We start from the raw sequence: 16,320 nt of genomic DNA on the forward strand, positions 1-16,320 counted from the left end.
GCACCTCTCTCCCCCGGCCTCCCTCACCTCCCCCGCACCGCCCGGGCCACCCTCGACGCGGCCGCGGCCCTGGGGGCGTTGTCCGGGCGGCGGCGGCGTGGGTGGACCGCGTTGGTGAGGAGGATCAGGAACGTGTCCGTCGCCGGGTCGAGGACGAGGGACGTGCCCGTGAAGCCCGTGTGGCCCGCCGCGCCGTGACCGGCCAGGTCGCCCATGAACCAGGGCTGGTCCAGGGAGAAGCCGAGGCCGGGCGGGGTGAACAGGAGCTCGACGAAGTCGGGGCCGAGGATGCGGGCGGGCCCGTGGGAGCCGCCGGCGAGCAGGGTGCGGCAGAACACGGCGAGGTCCCGGCCCGTCGAGAACAGGCCCGCGTGGCCCGCCACGCCCCCGAGCGCCCACGCGTTCTCGTCGTGCACCTCGCCCCGCAGCATCCCCCGGTCGGCCTTGGCCCACGGCCTTCGCTGGTCCTCCGTCGCCGCCGCCCCGGGGCACGGCCCGAACTCCGTCGCCGTCATGCCGAGCGGCCGGGTGATGCCGTCGCGCACCAGGACGTCGAGCGTGCGGCCGGTGACGCGTTCCAGGACGTGCTGGAGGAGGAGCATGTTCAGGTCGGAGTAGCAGTACGTGCCCGGTCCCCCGACCGGAGGCTCCGCCTGGAGCATCGCCAGCCGCGCCGCGGCGTCGGGACAGTCGTACAGCGGGAGTTCGGGCCGCAGCCCCGAGGTGTGGGTGAGCAGTTGCCGCACGGTGATGCCGTGCCGGGCGGCGGCCGTGAAGTCGGGCAGGTAGGCGCCCACCTTCGCGTCGATGCCGAGGGTGCCGCGCTCCAGCTGCTGGACGGCGGCCACGGAGGTGAACAGTTTGGTGAGGGACGCCAGGTCGAAGGGCGTGCCGACGGTCATCGGGACGCGGTCCTCGACGGGCAGTTCCACACCGGCGTCGGCGTCCTCGTCGTAGGCCGAGTAGCGGACGGCCCAGCCCGCCGCCTCCTCGACGGCGATCACCGGGCCGCGCCCCACGACCAGGACCGCGCCCGGCGCCCAGGGCCGGGTGCCCGTGGTGAGGACATGGACCTCCCGGACGAGGTGACGCAGCTCCGCCGGGTCGAGTCCGGCCCGTTCCGGTGTGCCGTCGCGCAGTCTCGGTGCGCTCAGCTGTCCGCCCCCTCCACACTCGCGCGGGCCTTCCACGGTCGGCACATTCCCATGAAGCAGGCCAGTGCCACCAGTGCGGCGGCCAGTTGGACGACGGCCATCGGGACGGCGGTGCCCTCCCCGGCGACGCCGACGAGCGGGGAGGCGATCGCGCCGATCAGGAAGGACGACGTGCCGAGCAGGGCGGACGCGGAGCCGGCGTTGTGCTTGGTGCGCATCAGGGCGAGGGCCTGGGTGTTGGGCAGGGTGATGCCCATGGCGGACATCAGGACGAACAGTGCGACGGCCACGGGCGCGAGACCGACCTCCCCGAACACGCCGGTGGACATCAGGAGCAGCGCGGTCGCGGCGGTGATGACGATCGTCAGGCCGATCCCCAGCACCCGGTCCAGGCTCACCCGGCCGACCAGGATCTTGCCGTTGATCTGGCCGACGAGGACGAGCCCGACCGAGTTGACGCCGAACAGCAGGCTGAACGTCTGCGGGGAGGCGCCGTAGATCTCCTGGATGACGAAGGGGGACGCGGAGATGTAGGCGAACAGCGCGGCGAAGGCGAAGCCGCCGGTGAGCATGTAGCCGGCGAAGGAGCGGTCGGCGAGCAGTCCGCGCATCGCGCGCAGGGCCTCGCCGACGCCGCCGCTGTGGCGCTCGGCGGCCGGCAGGGTCTCGGGCAGCTTCGTCCAGGCCAGGGCGCCGATCGCGAGACCGATGAAGGTGAGGACGACGAACACGCCCCGCCAGTCGGTGACGCGCAGGACCTGACCGCCGATCAGCGGCGCGACGATCGGCGCGACGCCGGAGATCAGCATGAGGGTGGAGAAGAAACGGGCCATGGCCATGCCGTCGTAGAGGTCGCGGACGACGGCCCGGGCGATGACGATCGCGGCGGCACCGGCGAGGCCCTGCGCCAGCCGGAAGGCGACGAGGAGTTCGACGGTGGGCGCGAGGGCGCACAGGACGGTGGCGACGACGAAGACTCCGAGCCCGGCGAGCAGCGGGCGGCGGCGGCCCCAGCGGTCACTCATCGGCCCGACGACGAGCTGGCCGAGGGCCATGCCCGCGAGGCATGCGGTGAGGGTGAGCTGGACGGTCGCGGCGGGGGCGTGCAGGGACCGGGTGACCTCCGGCAGCGACGGGAGGTACATGTCCATCGCCAGCGGGGGTACGGCGGTCAGCCCGCCGAGGAGAAAGGTGACGAGGAGCCCGGTGCGGTGCGGTGTGTGGTCGGGCCGCTCCGTCCCGGCCGCGACCCCCTGCGTGATGTTCGATATGGACGCCCCACCCTCGGGCATGAGTCCCTCCCTGTTCGATTCGATCGCACCTATGCTCTCAGCTCGTACGGACTGCTCGGGGTCACAAGGTGAAGGCGGGACGGTAATGACGGCGGACACGGTGCGGTGGGGGGTCCTGGCGACCGGAGGGATCGCGGCGGCGTTCACCGCGGATCTGATCGACCTGCCCGACGCGGAGGTCGTGGCGGTGGCCTCCCGGTCGCAGGAGTCGGCGAAGGCGTTCGCGGAGCGGTTCGGGATACCCCGGGCGTACGGCGAGTGGAACGCGCTCGCGCAGGACGAGGACATCGATGTCGTCTACGTCGCCACACCGCACACGGCCCACCGCACCGCCGCCGGTCTGTGTCTCGCGGCCGGGCGGAACGTGCTGTGCGAGAAGCCGTTCACGCTGAACGTGCGCGAGGCGGAGGAACTCGTCGCGCTGGCGCGGGAGCACGGGCGCTTCCTGATGGAGGCGATGTGGATGTACTGCAATCCGCTGGTGCGGCGGCTGAAGTCGCTGGTGGACGACGGCGCGATCGGTGAGGTGCGCAGTGTGCAGGCCGACTTCGGGCTGGCCGGGCCGTTCCCGCTGTCGCACCGGCTGCGGAACCCGGAGCTGGGCGGGGGCGCGCTGCTCGATCTCGGCGTCTACCCGGTGTCGTTCGCGCAGCTGCTGCTCGGGGAGCCGTCGGACGTCGCGGCACGGGCGGTGCTCTCGGAGGAGGGCGTCGACCTCCAGACGGGGGCACTGCTCTCCTGGGAGAGCGGCGCTCTCGGCTCCGTGCACTGCTCCATCGTCGGCGGTACGGCCACCTCCGCCTCGGTCACCGGCGCGCACGGCCGGATCGACATTCCGAACGGCTTCTTCTTCCCGGACCGCTTCGTGCTGCACCGGGACGGCCGCGACCCCGAGGAGTTCACGGCCGACCCGGCGGACGGGCCCCGCAACAGCCTCCGCCATGAGGCCGCCGAGGTGATGCGCGCCCTGCGGGCCGGCGAGACGGAGTCCCCGCTCGTCCCGCTCGACGGCACGCTCGCCGTGATGCGGACGCTCGACGCGATCCGGGACCGCGTCGGCGTCCGCTACCCGGGCGAGATGCCGGACGAGGACCTCACGGCGGAGCTCACGCGGGCTTGAGCCCCTGCTCCCCCACCTCCGTCACGAAGGACGCCGCCGTCGTGACCGGCGCCCCCTGCCTGGTCACGTACGGCACGGTCTTGAAGTCGGCCCGCGCCGACTCCTGCCCCAGGGCGACCGTGACGTAGCCGCGCCGCCCGTTGAAGAACTTCAGGTGCGGGTTGGCGGACATGTAGGTGTCCCAGGTGGCGGGCTTGTCGGCGCCGTCCCGGCCGCTGGAGATCGAGGTGGCCACGATCTCCGTGCCGAGCGTCGCCGAGTCCTGGTCGTCGAAGTCGTCCTTGATGTCGAAGGCGTACGCGGAGTGCACGTCGCCGCTGAGCACCATCAGGTTCTCGACCCCGGCGGCCTTCGCCCCGTCGAGGACACGGCGGCGTGAGGCGCTGTAACCGTCCCAGGCGTCCATCGACACCCGCGACGGGGTGGCCGCGTCCATGTGCCGCCGGGCGAACAGGACCTGCTGCGGTACGACGTTCCACAGCGCCCGCGAGGAGCGCCAGCCGTCGAGCAGCCACCTCTCCTGCGTCGCGCCGGTCATGGTGCGCGCCGGGTCGTCGGACTCGGGGCCGGGGACGTGCGCAGTGTCGCCGTAGGCCTGGTCGGAGCGGTACTGGCGGGTGTCCAGGACGTCGAACTGGGCGAGCCGGCCCCAGATCAGGCGGCGGTAGAGCTGCATGTCCGGGCCGGCGGGGCGCTGCGGCCGGCGCAGCGGCTGGTTCTCCCAGTAGGCACGGTAGGCGGAGGCGCGGCGCAGCAGGAACTCCTCCGGCGGGACGTCGTTCTCGGGGATGTCGTCGGCGTAGTTGTTCTCGGTCTCGTGGTCGTCCCAGGTGACGACGAAGGGGTGCGCGGCGTGCGCGGCGCTGAGGTCCGGGTCGGACTTGTAGAGGGCGTACCGCAGCCGGTAGTCCTCCAGGGTCAGCGTCTCGCGGTTGAAGAGGCCGGGCAGCGTGCGGTCGGTGTAGTTGCGCTGACCGCCGACGGAGTTGACGGCGTACTCGTAGAGGTAGTCGCCGAGGTGGAAGACGAGGTCGACGTCGTCGTCGGCGAGATGCGCGTACGGCGTGTAGTAGCCGTCGTGGTACGCCTGGCAGGAGACGGCGGCGAGGGTGAGCTCCGGGACGCGGCTGCCGGGCTCGGGGGCGGTGCGGGTGCGGCCGGTGGGGCTGACCCAACGGCCCGTGCGGAATCGGTAGTAGTAGACGCGGCCGGCGTCCAGCTGGGCGAGCTCCACGTGGACGGTGTGGTGGAACTCGGGGTGGGCGGTGACGGTGCCGCGCCGGGCGATACGGCGGAACCGCTCGTCGTGGGCCAGCTCCCAGTGGACGGTGATGCGTTCGGCGGGCAGTCCGCTGTCGGCCTGGAAGGGGGCGGGCGCGAGGCGGGTCCACAGGATCACGGAGCCGGGCAGGGGGTCGCCGGAGGCGACACCGAGCGTGAACGGGTTCTCGGTGATCCGCGCGGCGTCGAGTTCGGCGGCGGCCGCGACTCCGGCGGTGGGCAGGTTGGTCGCGAAGGCGAGCGCGGCGGCGGCGCCGGTGGTGGTGAGGAAGCGGCGGCGGCCGATGTGCCGGGCCGCCGCGCGGAGTTCGGGGGCGTGCTGGGACGGGTGTGCTGCGGGTGTCATCCGGTCCTCCCCTGGCGAATGGCTGCACCGGGCATTGGAGTGGCCGGGGACGACCTCTGGTTGACACGTACACAGCAGCCACATGACGGAGGGATGAGTTCCGCATGGCGGACCCTCCCGTACGCTGCGGGCCCATGAATGCCAAGGAAAATGCGATCGCGGTGGTGACCGGGGCGGGCTCCGGCATCGGCCGGGCGGTCGCCGTGGAACTGCTGCGGGCGGGCTGGTCGGTGGCGCTGGCGGGGCGGCGCGTGGAGCCCCTGGAGGAGACGGCGGCCCTGGTCCCCGGAGGCGCGGCTCTCACCGTACGGACGGACGTCTCACGGCCCGAGGACGTGGCCGCCCTCTTCGCCGCCACCGTCGAGCGGTTCGGGCGGGTCGACCTGCTGTTCAACAACGCGGGGACGTTCGGGCCCGGCGGTGTGCCGGTCGAGGAACTGCCCTACGACGCCTGGCGGCACGTGGTGGACACCAACCTCAACGGGGCGTTCCTGTGCGCGCAGGCGGCGTACCGGCAGATGAAGGAGCAGGAGCCGCGGGGCGGGCGGATCATCAACAACGGCTCGATCTCCGCGCACACGCCCCGCCCGCACTCGGTGGCCTACACCGCGACCAAGCATGCGCTGACCGGCCTGACCAAGTCGCTGTCGCTGGACGGGCGGCCGTACGGCATCGCCGTCGGGCAGATCGACATCGGCAACGCGGCGACGGAGATGACGTCCCGTATGCAGACGGGAGCCCTCCAGGCGAACGGGGAGGTAGCCCCGGAACCGGTGATGGACGTCGCCGACGTGGCCCGCACGGTGCGGCACATGGCGGAGCTGCCGCTGGAGGCGAACGTGCAGTTCGCGACCGTGCTGGCGACGGCGATGCCTTATGTGGGGCGCGGCTGAGCCACGCCCGCGGTCGTCAACTCGTCAACCTGCACAAGTGGAATTTGAACATCCGCCCCATTGCGGCCGGTCGGGCACATATGCTCAACTCTCCTACACCAAAGCTTCACACTTGGAGCAGAGAGCTTCCGTCGACCGCGTTCAGGCCACATCCAAGGGGGGGGAGGCGGCAGTCGTTCCACGGCACCGGGTGGGGGTGGACCCCGCGTGGGACCGCGGGGTACGCACCGGTGCGTGGAACGACTGCCGCTTCGGCCTGGGGCGTCAGGCCTGCCCGGTCTCGAAGCGGGAGATCCTGCCGTCGTCGTCCACGGTGAAGCTCCAGCGGGTCCGCATCTCGCCCCAGGTGTCGTTGGCGTAGCGGGCGATCAGGGCACGGCCGCCGTTGGACTCGTTGTCGACCTCCATGTGGCCGTGCGTGGAGAAGATCTCCCGGTCGACCCAGTCGGCGAGGTCGCGGTCGGAACCGTCGTCCGCCATGGTCGCGCCCGGCGCGAGGAGCGCCATGAATCCCTCGCGGTCGTGGTTGTTCACGGCGGTCACGAAGGCGCGAACGGCCGGATCGCTGAGGCGCGTGGTCTGAATCGTCATGCCAGCCAGCCTCGTACCGGCCACCGGAGCCCGCCACCCGTGCCACCCGAACGGCGTCCCGGGCGGGTCCGTGGGGTGTCGCGGGGTGTCAGGAGTGCGACGGTGGAAACGCGGGAGGGGACCTGTTCCTGCTGACGCCTCAGGAGTCATCGTGACCGCATACAACCGACGTGATCTGGGCCTGCTGCTGCTCCGACTGGGTACCGGCGGGGTGCTGGCCGCGCACGGGGCGCAGAAGCTGTTCGGCTGGTTCGGCGGGCACGGCATCGAGGGCACCGGGCAGTTCATGGAGTCCGTGGGCTACGCACCCGGCAAGGCCAGCGCGACGGCGGCCGGCCTCGCGGAGACCGGCGGCGGCACACTGCTGGCGCTGGGACTCGCCACCCCGGCCGCGGGCGCGGCGGCGGCCGGCGCGATGGCCGGCGCGGCGGCGGTGCACACCCCGAACGGCTTCTTCAACCAGGGCGGCGGCTACGAGTACGCGGCGACCCTGGGCCTGACGGCGGCCGGCCTGGCCGTCACCGGCCCGGGACGGCTCTCCCTGGACCACGCGCTCGGGCACGCGGTGAACCGGGGCTGGATGATTCCGGCGGCGTTCGCGGCGACGGCGGCCGGGACGGCACTGGTCGTGGGGGCGCGGGCCAGGCGGCTGCGCCAGGCGAAGGAGGGCGAGCAGGACCCGCTGTTCGACGAGGACTACATGGAGTAGGACGGCAGCTCGGGGCGTTGTCAGACCCACGTGGCAGGCTGCGCCCATGAGCGACCAGACAACGCCCGAGCTGTGGACCGCCGTCGACGACCTTTGGGAGTGGCTCGAGACCAACCGCCCGGTCGAGGGCCGCGAGGGGGTGCTGCTGCGCATCCTGAAACTGTCCGAGGAGGCCGGGGAGGTCGCGGAGGCGGTGATCGGAGCGACCGGACAGAACGTGCGCAAGGGTGTGACCCACACCTGGGACGACGTGCAGTCGGAGCTGTGTGACGTCGTCATCACGGCGCTGGTGGCGCTGCGGACGCTTACGCCGGAGGCGCGGGAGGTGTTCGGGCGGCACCTGAAGCGGGTCAGGGAGCGGTCGCTGGCCTCGTCGGGCTGACCGCCCCGCCCGTCACAGCGCGTCCACCGCGCTCACCTTCCACCCGCCGTCCGCGCGTTCCATCGTCATCCGCACCCGGTTCAGGTCCAGGCGGGACCCCGAGACCTGGGTGCTCTCGGTGACCTGGTTGACGAAGAGCAGGACCACGACCTTGTCGCGGGAGGCAGAGACGACGGAGGCGGCCGGGGCGCCGCCGGGGCCGGGGGTGGCGACCGTCGCCTTCACCACGCCGTGGTACTTCCCGGCCGTCGGGGCGACCACGGTCTTCGTGGTCTTGCCGTACTCGTCACGGAAGTCGCCGGTCAGGTGGGCGCGGGCCCTCGAGAAGTCCTTGTCCAGGTGACGGTAGTCGTACGACAGAACGATCGGCGCCGCTTCTCGCGCGGCCGTGAGCGCCTCGGTACGGGCGGTCTCCGTCAGGCGGCCGTCGCGGTACCGCCATCCCAGGGCGGCGAGCGCGACCAGGGCGATGACGAGCAGGGCGGCCAGGACCAAGGTGAGCAGCCTCCGACGGCTGCCGGGGCCGGGCGCGCTCCGCTCTTCCGGCCCGTCCTCGTCGCACGACTCCGGCGCCGGCTCCGGCGGGTCCTGCCAGCCGCCCTTCGGAGCCTCGATGGGGACGGTTCGTCCGGCGAGCCGCCGTTCGGCCCGGCGCGGGGACTCCTCGTCGCCGGCCGTCGCCGCGACCGGTTCGCGGTGGCCGCGCTCCGCACGCTTCGCCGCCGCGCGGGCGGCCGCCGTCATGGTGCGGCGGGTGCCGGGACCGGGGCCGCGGCCGGTGGTCGTCTTCGGCATGGTGGTACTCCTCGTCGGTGCTTGTCTGTCGGCGGATCGGCCCGTGGGTCAGCCGACGAACTCGACGTCGGACGTCAGCCAGCGGCCGTCCTTGTGCACGAGGTCGAGCTGGAGCCGGTACGTGCGCGCCTCCCCCTCGGGCACGGCGGTGTTGGCCACCTTGCTGTCGGCGACCACCAGCACACGGGCCGAGTTCTCGTCGGAGCGGACGATGCCCGCCTCCAGGACCTGGCCTTCCGACACGGACCTGTTCTGGGCCACCAGCTTCGTCAGCTGGTCGGTCTGCGCGGTGAACTGCTTCTTGAACTCACCGGTCGCGCCCGCCAGTACGTTCGCGCTGTCGCGGCCGTAGTGCCGGTAGTCGAGCGAGGTGAAGTTGAGTGCCGACTGGCGGGCCGCGGTCAGGATGCCCTGGCGTCGCTGGTCCGCCTCGCGCTGTTCGTAGAGGCCGAAGGTCAGCCAGAGGGTCACTGCTGTGGTGAGGACGGTCGCCGCGACGAGACCTGCCGTCATCACTCCGGGTCGCACCGGCCTCATGCCACGGGGCCAACGAGCAGCCATTGCCACGACTCCTTTCCGAACACGGCCTGCTGGCCGCCCGTCGAGCCGATCTCGACGTTCCTTCCGTCCGGGCCGGTGGCGGTGCCGGTCTCCGGGTCGTACGGGGTGGCGTACGCCGCCTGGTTCGCGCCGCCGTCGGCGGTCGACGCGCCCGGGGCGTTCTGCGCGCCCCGTACCGACGACTCGCTGCCGCGTGGGAGCGTGCAGCGGGCGTCGGTGTTCGCCTCGCGTGTGCTGGTGTCCGCGGGGTCGCGGCGTGCCGTGCCGTACCCCTGGGTGCAGGACGGCGGGTCGTCGGCGTTCAGCACCAGGCCGAAGTGGGTGGTGCCGTCGCCCGGGACGACCGTGTAGCTGCCCGCGACCATCAGCGGGAAGGTGACCAGGGCCTGCTCCACGCCGGGAAGACGGGCCAGTGTGACCTGGCCGCCGCTGATCAGGTTCGCCAGCAGGACCGACAGTTCCGGCCCGGTCGACTTCAGCAGCGAGTTCAGCTCCTGCGCCGCCGGCCTCGCGTTGCCGATCACCTTGCGCAGGTCCCCGTCGCTCGTCTTCAACTGGGCCGAGAGGGACGCCAGATCGCGGGCGAACGACTTGATCGACGAGCCCTGGTCGGCCTGTGTCTTCAGGACCTTCCGTGAGTCCTCGATCAGGCGAGCCGTCTCCGGCAGCGCCCCGGACGCCGACTCCACCAGGGTGTTGCCCGAGTCGACCAGGCGTCCCAGGTTCGGGCCGGTGCCGGCGAATGCCTCGCCCAGCTCGTCGACCGTGACCCGCAGGTCGTCCTTGCCGACCGAGTTCACCAGGCGGTCCAGGCTGAGGACCATGTCCGTCGTGGGCAGCGGCACCCGCGTGCTCTCGCGCGGGATCGTGTGGCCGTTCAGCAGGTACGGGCCGTGGGAGGAGCGGGGCTGAAGGTCGACGTACTGCTCGCCCACCGCCGAACGGTTCGCCACCACTGCCAGCGTGTCCGCCGGGATGCGCGGCGCCCCGTCCTCGATGTCGAGGTCGACCGAGACGCCGTCCGAGCCGGTCAGGCGCAGTGCGCCGACCTTGCCCACCGGCACCCCGCGATACGTGACCTCGGCACCGGGGAAGACGCCCCCGGAGTCGGCGAAGTCGGCCCGCACGGTGTAGCCGCGGTCCAGGACCCCGTCCACCAGGCCCGTGTACTCGGCGCCGACGTACGACACGCCTACGGCGGTGATGGTGGCGAAGGCCATCAGTTGCGCCTTGACGGTACGGGTGATCACGGCTGGACCCCCTTCAGCATCAACTCGGCGAGTTCGAGGTTGATCCCCTCAGGCCAGTCGCCTCCGGTGCGGTGGCCGGCGGCGCCGTAGCCGGCGGTGCACACCGGCGGGCACAGCGGGTCGCCGCCGCCTGAGGGGGCCGACGGGGACGACGGCACGCTCGGGCCGCTCGGCAGCGGGGTGGGCGTCGGCACGTCCGGCACGTCCGGGAGCCGCGGTGCGTCCGGGAGGTCCGGTACGTCCGGCAGGTCCGGGGTCCCGGGAAGTTCGGGCCCCTGATCGTCCCCGCCGTTCCCGCCACCCGGTTCGTCCGTCAGGTTGCCGTAGATCCCGGCCAGGTCGAGGTCGGCGGTAATGTGCAGGTTGACGTAGTCACCCTTGATGGCGTCCACCACGTTGCGCGGGAACGGGTAAGTCGTCAGCAGCTCCAGGGAGTTGGGCAGGTTGCTGCCCGCCTTGTTGAGCTGTCGCAGGATCGGCCGCAGCTGTTCGAGGTTCGCGACCGTGTCGTCGTGCGAGGCGTTGACCACCTTGGTGCCGGTCTTACCCAGCTCGGACAGGGCGGTGAGCATCCTGGTCAGGTCACGGCGCTGGTCGGCCAGGACCTTCAGGGCGGGCGGCATCGTGTCGACGGCCTCGGCGATCGTCGTCTTCTCCTTGCCCAGCCGTGCGGCCAGCCGGTCGACGGCCTTCAGCGCGCGGACGATGTCCTGGCGCTGATCGTCCAGGCCGCCGATGAAGGTGTCGAGCTCCTTCAGCAGGGACCTGACCCGGTTCTCCCGGCCCTGAAGGGCCTTGTTCAGCTCCGTGGTGATCGTCTTGAGCTGGGCCACGCCGCCGCCGTTGAGCAGGGCGGACAGCGCGGACAGCACCTCCTCGACCTCCGGGTTGCGGCCGCTGCGGGACAGCGGGATCACATCGCCGTCGCGGAGCCGGCCGGCCGGCGTGCTCTCCAGGGGTCTGGACAGCGCCACGTACTTCTCGCCGAGCATGCTGGTCTGCCGCAGCTCGGCGATCGCGTTGGCGGGCAGCTTCACCGAGTCGGCGACCCGCAGGCGGGCCCTCGCGTGCCAGCCTTCCAGCTCCACCTTCTCCACCGCGCCCACCGTGACGTTGTTGACCTTGACCGCCGACTGCGGGACCAGGTCGAGGACGTCACGGAACTCGACGGTGACGTGGTAGGCGTGGCCGTCGGCGGCGGCTCCGCCGGGGAGCTGGACGTCGTACCAGCCGTTGAACTCGCAGCCGGTCAGCAGCAGCGAGCCGACCGCCGCCCAGACGGCCGTCCGGCCCTTGCGCGGTGCGCTCATGCGCTCGCCCCCAGGATCCCGCCGAGGGTGCGGTCGACCGTGCCGGTGACCGCCGGGCCCCGTGGCACCTTCGGCAGGGAGTCGAACAGTTCCCTCAGCTCCTTGCAGTCGGGGTTCTTGCCGCCCTCGCCGCCGGTCGTCCTCAGCACCGAGCACAGCAGTGCGGCCGGATCCTGCGGACCGTCGGGGTTGTTGCGGGTGTCGAGGGTGCCCGCGGAGGGGTTGTAGGCGTTGTTCAGGTTCGACATGCCCGTCGGCGCGACCTCCAGCAGCTCCTGAAGCGCCGCACGCTGGGTGACGAGCACCTTGGTCACCTTGCTCAGGCCGGACACGTTCGAGGTCAGCGACTTCTTGTTCTTCCTCACGAATGCGGACACGTCACCGAGCGCCGTGCCCAGGTTCTTCAGCGCGGCCGCCAGGTCCTTGCGCTCGCCCGCGAGTTGCCCGGCGACCTTGTCGAGGCTGCTGTTGAACGACCGCACGCTCTTGTCGTCCGCCGCCAGCGCCGCCGTGAACACCTGGAGGTTGCGGACCGTGCCGAACAGGTCCGTGCGGCCGTCGGAGAGAGTCGTGACCGCCTCCGAGAGGTCCTCGACCATCCGGTGGACGTTCTCTCCCTGGCCGTCGAGGTTGTCGGCGCTGACGCCGAGCAGCCGTGACAGGGCGCCGTCCTTGTTGGCGCCGTCGGGGCCGAGCGCCTCGGCCGTGGTGTGCAGGCTGTCGAAGACGCGGTCCAGTTCGACCGGCACGGCCGTGCGCGACTCGGGGATCTCGTCCCCGTCCCGCAGCACCGGACCGCTCCGGTAGACCGGCAGCAGCTGCACGTAACGGTCGCTGACCACGGAGGAGTTGATGATCGCGGCCTGCGCGTCGGCCGGGACCTTGCGGTCGGCGTCGTACTCCAGGTCCACCCGCACCCGGTCCCCCTCCGGCGTGATCTTCCTGACCTCGCCGATCCGCACGCCCAGTACGCGGACGTCCGAGCCGGGGTAGATGCCGACGGTGCGCGGGAAGTACGCCGTGACGCGGGCCGGCTCGGTCCGCGGCCACAGGGCGTAGGTGAGCGCGGCGACCAGGGCCAGGACGGTCAGCAGGGCCAGGCCCTTCCTCCGGCGGTTGCTCACTGCGCGCCTCCCGTCCGCGGCTCCACCGGAGCGGCGACCATGTTCTGGATGTAGGAGTCGAACCAGCGGCCGTTGCCCAGGGTGTTGGTGAAGACCCGGACGTAGGGCGCCAGGAGCGCGATGCTCCGGTCCAGGCCGGCTTGGTTGCGTTCGAGCATCTTCACCACGGTGTCCAGGCCCTTGAGCGCGGGCCCGATCTCCTTCTCGTTGTCCTGGACGAGGCCGGAGAGCTGGATGCCGAGCGCGGCGGAGCTCTTCAGCAGCCGGTGGATCGCCGCACGCCGCTTGCTGATCTCCCTGAACAGCTTGTCGCCGTCCTCGACCAGGGCGGTGAAGTCGCCGGAGCGTTGGGCGAGTACGCCCGTGACGCCCTTGGCGTGGCCGAGGAGTTCGCGCAGCGCCTTGTCGCGTGAGGCCACCGTCCGGGAGATCCGGGACAGGCCCTTGACGGACGCCCGTACTTCGGCAGGGGAGTCCTCGAAGGTCGTCGAGATGGTGTCCAGCGCCTTCGCCAGCCGCTCGGTGTCGACCTTCTCCGACGTGGTGGTGAGATCGCTGAACGCCTGCACGACGTCGTAGGCGGGGACGGTCCGCTTCAGGGGGATCTCGCTGCCGGGCTCCAGCCTGCCCCGGCCCTTGGGGTGCAGGGCGAGGTACTTCGCGCCGAGGATCGTCTTGACCCGGATCGACGCGCCGGTGTCGGTGCCGAACTCCGGATCGTCCTTGATCTTGAAGGTGACCTTGACATGGTCGCCGTCGAGGTCGACCTCCTCGACCTTGCCGACCTTGACCCCGGCGATCCGCACCTCGTCGCCCGGCTTGAGACCGCCCGCCTCCGCGAAGGCGGCGCTGTACGTCTCGCCGTCGCCGATCACCGGCAGGCGGTCGGCGTTGAACGCGGCCACGGCCAGCAGCGCGAGGACGGTGAGTCCGACGGCACCGGTGACGGCGGGGTTGCTCCGCATGCGGGGCAGCCGCAGGCGCGGCAGCTTCGGCGGGTCCACGCGCACCTTGAACATCGGCTCCGGGCGCGGCTTGCGGCGCGGAAGGAGCCGTACCTTCGGCAGCCGCGGGCGCGGCAGCTTCGGCGGATCCACCCGCACCTTGAACATCGGCTCCGGACGCGGCTTGCGGCGCGGCAGGAGCCGTACCTTCGGCAACCGCAGGCGCGGCAGCCTCGGCGGATCCACCCGCACCTTGAACATCGGCTCCGGACGGCGCTTGCGTCTCATGCCCCGCACCTCGCCCTCGCCACGTGCATGTCGGGCGTGAGCACCTGCTTCGTCTTCGGCAGCACGATCCGGCCGTCGAAGTCGCACAGGTAGAAGTTGAACCACGAGCCGTAGGACGCCGTCCCCGTCAGCTCGTTCAGTTTGTTCGGCAGCCGCTGCAGCACGCCCTCCACGGTCTTCTCGTTGTCGTTCAGGGTCCCGGTGAGTTCGGTCAGTTCCGCGATGTCGTCCTTCAGCGGCGGACGCGCGTCCTTCAGCAGGCCCGAGGTGGCCTGCGTCAGACCGCCGATGTTCACCAGCGATTCCCCGATCGGCTTGCGGTCGGCGGACAGTCCCGAGATGACCCGGCGCAGCTGCTTGAGCAGTCCGGAGAAGCGGGCGCCTCGCTTGTCGAGCGTCTCCAGCACGGTGTTGAGGTTGTCGATCACCGAGCCGATCAGCTTGTCGCGGCCGGCCAGCGTCGTGGTGAGCGACGCCGTGTGCGTGAGCAGGCTGTTGACCGTGCCGCCCTCGCCCTGGAGGGTCCTGATGATCTCGGTGGCGAGCTGGTTGACGTCCTTCGGGCTGAGCGCGGCGAACAGCGGTTTGAAGCCGTTCAGCAGCGCGTTCAGGTCGAGGGCGGGCTGGGTGCGGGCGAGCGGGATCGTGCCGCCGGGGCGCAGCCGGGTGCCGTCGCCGGCGCCCTCGGTCAGCGCGACGTACCGCTGCCCGACCAGGTTGCGGTAGCGGATGACGGCCCCCGTGCTGGTGAGCAGCGGCCGGTTCTGACTGGCCGTGAAGGTGACCTCGGCCAGCGTCCGGTCCTTGATCCGGATGCCCTCGACCTCGCCGACCCGCACTCCGGCCACCCGGATGTCGTCGCCCTCCTCCAAGCCGGTGACGTCGCTGAAGACCGCGCGGTACTCGTGCTCGGGGGTGAAGGAGATGTTCACGATGGTGGCGGCGAGCAGGGCCGTCGCCACCACCGTCACCAGCGCGAAGAGGCTGAACTTGATCAGCGGGGCGGCGGTCTGCCGGGCTCCTGTGGTGCTCATGCGACGCTCACCGCCGTCCCGCGCGCCATCGGCCCGAACAGCAGTGTCGCGACCGGCGGCACCTCGTCCGCGGGCACGCCCAGCGCCGGCGCCACCAGCGAGCCGACGGCCCGCTGCTCGGCCCGGGTGGCGGAGACGCCGTGCGGACCCGCGGACGGACTCCCCGGCTTCGAACCGTCGTCGAGGTGGGCCCCGGGCGCGGGCACCGCCGGGTGCGGCAGGTCACGGCACTGGGGGCCGGACCGTTCGCCGTAGCGGGGTTCCTCACCGGGTTCGTACGCACCGCGCGCCCGTACGACCTCCAGCGTGATGTGCATCGTGCCGCCCCGGAACGCCTCCTCGGAGGCCTTCTCCTGCCGGACCAGACCGGCCAGCAGGCAGGGGTACTGCGGGGAGTAGCGGGCGAACAGCTCCAGCGTGGGGCGGGAGACCTGGCCGAGGGTGATCAGCCGGTCGCCGTTCGCGTCGAGGAAGTCCTCCGCGGTGCCCGCGACGGTGGCCGTGCTCTTCAGCGCCGCTGCCAGTCGGTCCTTCTGCTCGGTGATCGTGCGGCTGGTGGTGACCGTGTTGCGCAGGATCTCCATCAGGTCGGGCGCCGCGTCGCCGTACACCTCGGCGACCTCGGCGAAGCGTGCGATGTCCTCCGTGAGGGACGGCAGGTGCGGGTTGAGGCGGCTCAGGTAGGCCTCCAGTCGCGTGAGGTTGTCGCCGATCCGGTCGCCGCGGCCGTCGAGGGCGGTGGCGAACGCGGAGAGCGTGGCGTTGAGCTTGCCGGGCTGCACGGTCCGCAGCAGTGGCAGCAGGTCGTTCATCAGCTGCTGGAGCTCGATGCCGACGCGGGTGCGGTCCTGGGTGATGACGTCCCCGTCGCGGATCGGGCGGGACGGGGAGGGCGCGGTGCCCGCGGGGGCGACCAGGTCGACGTACTTCTCGCCGAACAGCGTCTTGGGCAGCAGGCGCGCGTGCACGTCGGACGGTATGTGGGAGACGTACTCCGGCTTCAGCGCGATGTCGAGCCGCGCCTTCGTCCCGTCCGCGTCCACCTCGCGCACCTCGCCGACCAGCAGCCCGCGCAACTTGACGTCGGCCCGCGGGTCGAGCTGGTTGCCGAGGCTGTCGGCCTCCAGTGTGATCCGCACGGCCTGCGTGAACACCTGCTGGTAGACGGCGACGGACAGGGACAGCAGCAGCGCGAGCACTGCGATGAAGACGACACCGTACAACCGCAGTCTCAGCACCCTCATAC

Annotated in this window: 16 protein-coding genes; 4 read left to right on the forward strand and 12 right to left on the reverse strand. The window is 71.6% G+C overall.

Annotation, left to right across the window (positions count from 1 at the left end):
* Positions 1-23: 23 nt before the first annotated feature.
* Positions 24-1,199 carry a serine hydrolase domain-containing protein gene (locus ABZ016_RS00620; RefSeq protein WP_356914332.1) on the reverse strand — a complete coding sequence of 392 codons (1,176 nt, stop codon included), beginning with the start codon at positions 1,197-1,199 and terminating at the stop codon, positions 24-26.
* A complete protein-coding gene (locus tag ABZ016_RS00625) occupies positions 1,151-2,446 on the reverse strand; it encodes a multidrug effflux MFS transporter (protein ID WP_356914333.1) in 1,296 nt (431 codons plus the stop codon). Before ABZ016_RS00625 ends, ABZ016_RS00620 begins: the two co-directional genes overlap by 49 nt.
* Before the next feature lie 85 nt (positions 2,447-2,531).
* On the opposite strand from ABZ016_RS00625, the gene ABZ016_RS00630 reads away from it, so the two are divergent.
* Complete coding sequence (locus tag ABZ016_RS00630; protein ID WP_356914334.1) at positions 2,532-3,566, forward strand: Gfo/Idh/MocA family oxidoreductase; 1,035 nt, start codon at positions 2,532-2,534, stop codon at positions 3,564-3,566.
* Here the strand turns inward: ABZ016_RS00630 and ABZ016_RS00635 are convergent.
* Positions 3,553-5,193 carry an alkaline phosphatase D family protein gene (locus tag ABZ016_RS00635; RefSeq protein WP_356914335.1) on the reverse strand — a complete coding sequence of 547 codons (1,641 nt, stop codon included), beginning with the start codon at positions 5,191-5,193 and terminating at the stop codon, positions 3,553-3,555. The genes ABZ016_RS00630 and ABZ016_RS00635 overlap by 14 nt on opposite strands.
* 134 nt (positions 5,194-5,327) lie before the next feature.
* Here ABZ016_RS00635 and ABZ016_RS00640 point away from each other — a divergent pair, with 134 nt between their 5' ends.
* Complete coding sequence (locus ABZ016_RS00640) at positions 5,328-6,086, forward strand: SDR family oxidoreductase (RefSeq protein ID WP_356914336.1); 759 nt, start codon at positions 5,328-5,330, stop codon at positions 6,084-6,086.
* 264 nt (positions 6,087-6,350) lie between these two features.
* On the opposite strand, the gene ABZ016_RS00645 is transcribed toward ABZ016_RS00640, so the two are convergent.
* Positions 6,351-6,677, reverse strand: a complete 327-nt coding sequence (locus tag ABZ016_RS00645; RefSeq protein ID WP_356914337.1) for a nuclear transport factor 2 family protein — start codon at positions 6,675-6,677, stop codon at positions 6,351-6,353.
* A 151-nt stretch (positions 6,678-6,828) separates the two neighbouring features.
* Here ABZ016_RS00645 and ABZ016_RS00650 point away from each other — a divergent pair, with 151 nt between their 5' ends.
* A complete protein-coding gene (locus ABZ016_RS00650; protein ID WP_356914338.1) occupies positions 6,829-7,386 on the forward strand; it encodes a DoxX family protein in 558 nt (185 codons plus the stop codon).
* Between the two features lie 46 nt (positions 7,387-7,432).
* Positions 7,433-7,768 (forward strand): MazG-like family protein, encoded by a 336-nt coding sequence (locus ABZ016_RS00655; protein ID WP_356914339.1) that lies wholly within the window; start codon positions 7,433-7,435, stop codon positions 7,766-7,768.
* A gap of 12 nt (positions 7,769-7,780) precedes the next feature.
* Here ABZ016_RS00655 and ABZ016_RS00660 read toward each other — a convergent pair whose 3' ends face one another.
* The 8 genes from ABZ016_RS00660 to ABZ016_RS00695 form a co-directional block, all read right to left on the reverse strand.
* On the reverse strand, positions 7,781-8,563 hold the full coding sequence (locus ABZ016_RS00660; RefSeq protein WP_356914340.1) for a hypothetical protein: 783 nt from the start codon (positions 8,561-8,563) through the stop codon (positions 7,781-7,783).
* Between the two features lie 48 nt (positions 8,564-8,611).
* On the reverse strand, positions 8,612-9,076 hold the full coding sequence (locus ABZ016_RS00665; protein WP_356914341.1) for a hypothetical protein: 465 nt from the start codon (positions 9,074-9,076) through the stop codon (positions 8,612-8,614).
* Between the two features lie 20 nt (positions 9,077-9,096).
* On the reverse strand, positions 9,097-10,374 hold the full coding sequence (locus ABZ016_RS00670; RefSeq protein WP_356914342.1) for an MlaD family protein: 1,278 nt from the start codon (positions 10,372-10,374) through the stop codon (positions 9,097-9,099).
* On the reverse strand, positions 10,371-11,684 hold the full coding sequence (locus tag ABZ016_RS00675; protein WP_356914343.1) for an MCE family protein: 1,314 nt from the start codon (positions 11,682-11,684) through the stop codon (positions 10,371-10,373). The genes ABZ016_RS00670 and ABZ016_RS00675 overlap by 4 nt, the downstream gene beginning before the upstream one ends.
* Positions 11,681-12,808 carry an MCE family protein gene (locus tag ABZ016_RS00680; RefSeq protein ID WP_356914344.1) on the reverse strand — a complete coding sequence of 376 codons (1,128 nt, stop codon included), beginning with the start codon at positions 12,806-12,808 and terminating at the stop codon, positions 11,681-11,683. Before ABZ016_RS00680 ends, ABZ016_RS00675 begins: the two co-directional genes overlap by 4 nt.
* Positions 12,805-13,773 (reverse strand): MCE family protein, encoded by a 969-nt coding sequence (locus tag ABZ016_RS00685; protein WP_356915025.1) that lies wholly within the window; start codon positions 13,771-13,773, stop codon positions 12,805-12,807. Before ABZ016_RS00685 ends, ABZ016_RS00680 begins: the two co-directional genes overlap by 4 nt.
* A 263-nt stretch (positions 13,774-14,036) precedes the next feature.
* Positions 14,037-15,074 carry an MlaD family protein gene (locus ABZ016_RS00690; RefSeq protein ID WP_356914345.1) on the reverse strand — a complete coding sequence of 346 codons (1,038 nt, stop codon included), beginning with the start codon at positions 15,072-15,074 and terminating at the stop codon, positions 14,037-14,039.
* Entirely contained in the window at positions 15,071-16,318 is a 1,248-nt protein-coding gene (locus ABZ016_RS00695; RefSeq protein WP_356914346.1) for an MCE family protein, read from the reverse strand. The genes ABZ016_RS00690 and ABZ016_RS00695 overlap by 4 nt, the downstream gene beginning before the upstream one ends.
* Between the last annotated feature and the right edge of the window lie 2 nt (positions 16,319-16,320).

This window comes from Streptomyces sp. NPDC006372, from assembly GCF_040612515.1.
In the GTDB taxonomy this organism is placed as follows: domain Bacteria; phylum Actinomycetota; class Actinomycetes; order Streptomycetales; family Streptomycetaceae; genus Streptomyces.